This window comes from Streptococcus sp. HMSC072G04 (assembly GCF_001813295.1).
GTDB lineage: Bacteria > Bacillota > Bacilli > Lactobacillales > Streptococcaceae > Streptococcus.
In genome coordinates, this window is record NZ_KV812010.1 from 1 (window position 1) to 4,506 (window position 4,506).

General features: G+C 37.5%; 6 protein-coding genes and 1 pseudogene. All 7 read left to right on the forward strand.

The window, feature by feature from the left end; genetic code table 11:
• Positions 1-999, forward strand: a 999-nt coding sequence (locus tag HMPREF2904_RS01850; RefSeq protein WP_218108836.1) for a gp58-like family protein, incomplete at its 5' end; no start/stop codon positions are given.
• Between the two features lie 13 nt (positions 1,000-1,012).
• Entirely contained in the window at positions 1,013-1,234 is a 222-nt protein-coding gene (locus tag HMPREF2904_RS01855) for a hypothetical protein (protein ID WP_070659603.1), read from the forward strand.
• Positions 1,234-1,905 carry a hypothetical protein gene (locus HMPREF2904_RS01860; RefSeq protein WP_070659605.1) on the forward strand — a complete coding sequence of 224 codons (672 nt, stop codon included), beginning with the start codon at positions 1,234-1,236 and terminating at the stop codon, positions 1,903-1,905. The genes HMPREF2904_RS01855 and HMPREF2904_RS01860 overlap by 1 nt, the downstream gene beginning before the upstream one ends.
• 17 nt (positions 1,906-1,922) lie before the next feature.
• On the forward strand, positions 1,923-2,375 hold the full coding sequence (locus tag HMPREF2904_RS01865; RefSeq protein WP_061455165.1) for a phage holin family protein: 453 nt from the start codon (positions 1,923-1,925) through the stop codon (positions 2,373-2,375).
• Positions 2,372-2,701, forward strand: a complete 330-nt coding sequence (locus HMPREF2904_RS01870) for a phage holin, LLH family (protein WP_070659607.1) — start codon at positions 2,372-2,374, stop codon at positions 2,699-2,701. The genes HMPREF2904_RS01865 and HMPREF2904_RS01870 overlap by 4 nt, the downstream gene beginning before the upstream one ends.
• Before the next feature lie 9 nt (positions 2,702-2,710).
• A pseudogene (locus HMPREF2904_RS01875) lies at positions 2,711-3,457 on the forward strand (SH3 domain-containing protein); the annotation flags it as partial.
• An 11-nt stretch (positions 3,458-3,468) separates the two neighbouring features.
• Positions 3,469-4,263, forward strand: a complete 795-nt coding sequence (locus HMPREF2904_RS01880; protein ID WP_061455168.1) for a hypothetical protein — start codon at positions 3,469-3,471, stop codon at positions 4,261-4,263.
• Positions 4,264-4,506: the final 243 nt, after the last annotated feature.

Below are 4,506 nucleotides of genomic sequence, written 5' to 3' on the forward strand. Positions count from 1 at the left end.
ATCAACATCACAGATGGTCAGATCTCATTTGGGACAGGTAAGAGCATCAATGGTCGGACAATCAGCTCATTGCTTGTACAAGAGCCGGAATCAATTGCATTGATTGCGAAATTAATCAAGGTAAAAGGGGATATGGTAATTGATGGGTCAATTACTAACCGCCATCTTGCCTCTGAAAGTGTTGATACAGGTCATATGAGAGCCGGATCAGTAACAACTCAGATTTTGGCTAGTAACGCAGTCACAGCAGATAAGCTACAAGTTGACTATGCCTTGATACAGAAATTGCTTGCTAATCAAGCATTTATTAGAGAACTGATTTCACAAAAAGCATTTATTACTGAGCTGAATTCTATCAAGATTGCTGCCGAAAGAGTTCAAGGTGGACGATTGAGTGCCAACAACGGGGCTACAGTATTTGACTTAGATAACGGGACTATCAATCTATTTTCAAATACCGGCACAATTCGAAGAATCGATGATACAAGCTCATCTCAATTTATCAAATTTAACCAAATTGGTCTTATTGGCGAGTATCTAAGAGACAATAAGGCTGCCAGAATCGTCATAGGAACAAATCAAGACAAAACTGAAAATACAGAAAATGCAACATTTGCTGGGATGCGCTTGTGGTCAGGAGCGAAGAATGATGTAAAAGAATCTTTGTACGAACTTGTTGGTGATCGAATCATATTCTATGCAAATGGTCAGTATAGAAGTCCTTGGATTATTCACAATAATACTAAAGATGGAAATAGCTATTTGATTCCAATGAATGAAAAAGGCGTTAAACATAATTTAGGGCGTGGCGATAAACATTTTAGCAAAGCTTATATAGATGATCTATTTATTGGGAAAGGATCACAAAATGTAGGAGGCTATCTATGGGATATCTTGACTTGTTTTGGTATTCTCGCTCGTTATGGTTGGGATCTAAAAAATGGAGCTGTTCAAAATCATATAAAATCAAATCTCATCAATAAATATGGCTTTAAATAGAAAGGAAATTAACATGAACGAAAATATTTTACTAGCTATGATTGCTGAATTAAACAAGCAATTGGGCGACAAAACACTCGGAGAGACTGAGTTTAAGGCTCGATGTACTTACCTACAAGAAAAACTAGATCAGCTCACACAAGAGCTAGAAATCTATCGCTCTGTCCTAGAATCAGATAAGGATTTGATGGACCTTTTCAATGAAATCAAAAATAAAAATGAGGTGACAAACTAATGGATTATAAATTACAATTTAAATCATTTGACCCAGTTGTGAATGCTACTAAAGTAGCAATTAAACAAGATCATCCATATCGGGTGTTCGAAGAAGTTTTACCAAACAACCGCATGGCAGAGGAAGATTCTGCACTAGTCGAAGCAGTGTTAAACATTGTCCGGATGGAATTGGACCCATCTGGTGCTATTGTGGCACTGAAAAAAGAGCTTGATAAGTCTGTTGAGGCTAACAAGGTAGCTATTCAAAAAATCCAAGAACTTACTCTTGAGAACGAGAAGAAAGATACTCAAATCAAAAACAACAAAGCTCTTGCGGATTGGTCTGTCCTCGTGGCCGTGACCAACCAAGACAATCCACTTGATCCAACACTCTACAAGCGAGCGCTTGAGCTTGTGGAAACTGCCCAAGTAGGTAAAACATACAAACCGCATGACATCTTCACCCTCGTAGATCCTGATCATACCGAACGATTTAGCGAAGGGAAACAGGTACTTGTGCAAGTAAATTATGATTTTACTTACAACGGGGAATCCATCAAAGACCTCAAAGGTCCTCTTCTTCAAAATGGAAAACTTGCAATCTATAATTGGGAGGTACCAAAAGAAGAGAAGCCGGAAAAACCATCTGAGAATCTTGAAACTCAACCAGTAGCACAGCCTGAATCTTAATGATAGGAGTGTGATTGATGTATCAAGAAGAACCAGATGGCATTTTTGGAATTATCGAGGTAGTTCGTGATTTTTATGATCACGGAATTGACGAACATATAATTGTTTTTCTCTTGATGGCTATCGTTGCTCTAGACATCATTCTGGGTGTGTCTAGAGCATGGGCCTATCATGAATTTTCTAGTAGAAAATGGAGGAAGGGCCTAGTTAGTCACACAGCTATGATCTTGATTGTGGCAATCGGTTATCCCTTCACGTTATACATGAATCTAGCGCCTGTTATTGATGCATTCATCATTTCAATGATGGCAGCTTACGGTTCTAGTATTCTTGCTAGTCTATCAGCATTAGGGATAGAAATTCCCTTTATCGATCAATATATCCAGAGAAATGTTGATCGTGAAAAATTTCAATTAAATGAAGGTTTGGAAGAACCTAAGAAGTTAAAAAAAGGAGCAAAGAAAAAATGAATCAAATCACAGGAATCGTAGTTAATTCACTAATGGCCATTTTTGTCGCTTTCGTAGGAATTGCTGTTAAATCACTCAAAGAGTATCTTCTTACTCGTGGTGGTAAAAAGGCATTGGAAGTAGTGGAAATCTTGGCAAAAAATGCGGTAAATGCTACTGAGCAAGTGGCAGGAACATTAGGAATTCATGGAGTTGAGAAACTAGAGCATGCTAAAGGCTGCTTGATTAATGGGCTAGAATCTCAAAATATTTATCTGACAAATGAAGAACTAAATACTTTTCTTGAGGCAGCTGTAAAAAAAGCTAACGAAGAATGGAAAAAGTGAGGTATTATTATGGCAACAAGACAAGAAATTATTCAATTTATTATTGATTTAGCAAATTCTGGTATGGGTGTAGATAAGGATGGTTTTGCAGGGACACAATGCGCTGATCTGCTCACATATCCTGCAAAGACTTTCTTTGGTATTGATCTATGGGGTAATGCTTCAGAATTGTTGGATTCAGCGGAACAAGCAGGCTTAGAAGTGCATCGTATGCCTACAGATAAAAATCCTAAAGCTGGTGCATTCTTCACAATGGATGCTTGGTTTGGTGGTGTAAACTTTGGACATTGTGGAGCTGTAATCGAAGATTCAGATGGTTACAGTATGAGAACTGTTGAGCAAAATATTGATGGCAACCTTGATGCTCTTATTGTGGGTGGACCTGCCCGTTTTAATAGTCGTGGATTCGAAAATGTGCAGGGATGGTTCTATCTTCCATACTCAGATACTCCGCTTAGCGAAAACTTCCAACCGCTTAGCGAAACTCCTAAAAATGATGAAATGGAACTTATCCCAGAAAATGGGACATTCATTGTTGGAGATGCTGCCATCAATGTTCGCCGTGGGCCAAGCCTAAATAGTGAGATTGTGGCTGTCTATGATGCTAACGAAAAAGTCCAATATGACTATAAAGGATCAGCAAATGGCTATCGTTGGATTTCGTACATTGGTGAGTCTGGTAACCGTAATTACATGGCAATCGGACAGACAGATGAAGAGGGTAACCGTATCAGCTTGTGGGGGGATTTAGAATAAGGAGGATTTGAATGATTAGATCAAATTCAACTAATCTTAATCGGATAAAAGGGGGAGAAGTTATTAAACAAGGGGACTTCTCCTCCACTTTTGAATATGAGTTACTTGATTACAAGTATAATAAAATCACTAATCTGGATGGCCAAAATGCTTCAATTAAGCTAGCAAACCAAAAAGGTAAGTTGGTAATCGATGCAACCGTAGAAAATTCAAAGGTTAGTTTTAATATTGGAAAAATCTTACCTGCTGGGATTTACCTAGTAGAAGTACAATGTGGAGAATATGTGTTTCCTAGTGATCAATCTGTAAGACTGGAAGTCACACAATCAACAGAACATTTCAATAACTTAGAAGATATTGAAATGGCACAGCTTGACATCAAAAAAGCTGTTGAAGACTATTTAAAGCGTATTAATTTTGTTGCCTATGATGACAGCAATATAAAGCGTGAAATTAGAGAATTAAAGGATAAGACACAAGGCCAGATTATTGATATTGCCCCTCTTGAAAGCAGAATTGCTAACCTTGAGAGCAGGGGACAAACAGAGACTATAGATCTCGTTCCTTACCTAAAAACCGAAACGGCTTACACCTTATTTCCAACTTACGCAACCCTTCAAGCACAAATGACCTCTAACATCAAGACAAAACACCTTGAATTGGGCCTTGATTCGTTAATCGAGACCAAGTTAAAAAATGGAGATGATCCATATATTACTAACCATCATGTTGAAACCTGGTATACAACTAAGGCTGAATTCAACAATCTGGTATCAAGGGTACAGGCTTTAGAAAGTAAAGAGTAATCTTCTAAAACTATAAAGTAGTTTGGTATTTCCATTACAATAGACATTTTTTAAAATGTCGGTTATAACAGCAAATAAGATATCGTGTTTTCAGAGGTATTGATACCCAAAATGATACCCAGTTTTTATAAACATCGCATTTTTTTCAGATTGATTTAACCGTAAAAGGTTGAATTATCTAGGGTTTTAAGGCTATTTCTCAAAATGTTAGATAGTGGTCATTAAACAAGTTTCTGTTTACCC

What these genes read in the sequence shown, in the direction of transcription:
- HMPREF2904_RS01855 (WP_070659603.1), top strand. Translation starts at nt 1,013, where the DNA reads ATGAACGAAAATATTTTACTAGCTATGATTGCTGAATTAAACAAGCAA.
- HMPREF2904_RS01860 (WP_070659605.1), top strand. Translation starts at nt 1,234, where the DNA reads ATGGATTATAAATTACAATTTAAATCATTTGACCCAGTTGTGAATGCT.
- HMPREF2904_RS01865 (WP_061455165.1), top strand. Translation starts at nt 1,923, where the DNA reads ATGTATCAAGAAGAACCAGATGGCATTTTTGGAATTATCGAGGTAGTT.
- HMPREF2904_RS01870 (WP_070659607.1), top strand. Translation starts at nt 2,372, where the DNA reads ATGAATCAAATCACAGGAATCGTAGTTAATTCACTAATGGCCATTTTT.
- HMPREF2904_RS01880 (WP_061455168.1), top strand. Translation starts at nt 3,469, where the DNA reads ATGATTAGATCAAATTCAACTAATCTTAATCGGATAAAAGGGGGAGAA.